This is a genomic window from Bacillus sp. RIT 809, from assembly GCF_016892495.1.
Taxonomy (GTDB): Bacteria; Bacillota; Bacilli; order Bacillales; family Bacillaceae_G; genus Bacillus_A; species Bacillus_A cereus_U.
Window position 1 is genome coordinate 1 of sequence record NZ_JAFEMR010000066.1, and the last position, 663, is coordinate 663.

A 663-nucleotide genomic window follows, 5' to 3' on the forward strand; every position below is an offset into this window, starting at 1 on the left:
AATGTTATCTAGTTTTGAAAGAATATAAAAAAACTTGTTGACTTTCAAAAGTAAATGAGTTATAATAATTCTTGTCTTAAATGAATACAGTCTGGTAATGATGGCAGAGAGGTCACACCCGTTCCCATACCGAACACGGAAGTTAAGCTCTCTAGCGCCGATGGTAGTTGGGACCTTGTCCCTGTGAGAGTAGGACGTTGCCAGGCAATTCGGAGGATTAGCTCAGCTGGGAGAGCACCTGCCTTACAAGCAGGGGGTCGGCGGTTCGATCCCGTCATCCTCCACCATTTAGCCGACTTAGCTCAATTGGTAGAGCAACTGACTTGTAATCAGTAGGTTGGGGGTTCAAGTCCTCTAGTCGGCACCAGTTTTTATTGCAAGAGCCATTAGCTCAGTTGGTAGAGCATCTGACTTTTAATCAGAGGGTCGAAGGTTCGAATCCTTCATGGCTCACCATTTTAATGAAATATGCGGGTGTGGCGGAATTGGCAGACGCACTAGACTTAGGATCTAGCGCCTTTGGCGTGGGGGTTCGACTCCCTTCACCCGCACTTTTAATAAAATAACTCAAACATGTCTTGCGGAAGTAGTTCAGTGGTAGAATACAACCTTGCCAAGGTTGGGGTCGCGGGTTCGAATCCCGTCTTCCGCTCCAATTTTCAG

The 663-nt window shown here is 46.6% G+C and carries 5 tRNA genes and 1 rRNA gene; all 6 read left to right on the forward strand.

Annotation, left to right across the window (positions count from 1 at the left end):
• Positions 1-90: 90 nt before the first annotated feature.
• The 6 genes from rrf to JTF23_RS27415 all read left to right on the forward strand — a co-directional run bounded on the left by rrf (position 91) and on the right by JTF23_RS27415 (position 655).
• Positions 91-206: ribosomal RNA gene (rrf, locus tag JTF23_RS27390) — 5S ribosomal RNA — on the forward strand.
• 5 nt (positions 207-211) lie between these two features.
• Positions 212-287: transfer RNA gene (locus tag JTF23_RS27395), tRNA-Val, on the forward strand.
• Positions 288-291: 4 nt separating this feature from the next.
• A tRNA-Thr gene (locus tag JTF23_RS27400) sits at positions 292-367 on the forward strand.
• 13 nt (positions 368-380) lie between these two features.
• Positions 381-456 (forward strand) — tRNA-Lys (locus JTF23_RS27405).
• A 14-nt stretch (positions 457-470) separates the two neighbouring features.
• A tRNA-Leu gene (locus JTF23_RS27410) sits at positions 471-551 on the forward strand.
• A 29-nt stretch (positions 552-580) separates the two neighbouring features.
• Positions 581-655, forward strand: a tRNA-Gly gene (locus JTF23_RS27415).
• Positions 656-663 lie beyond the last annotated feature (8 nt).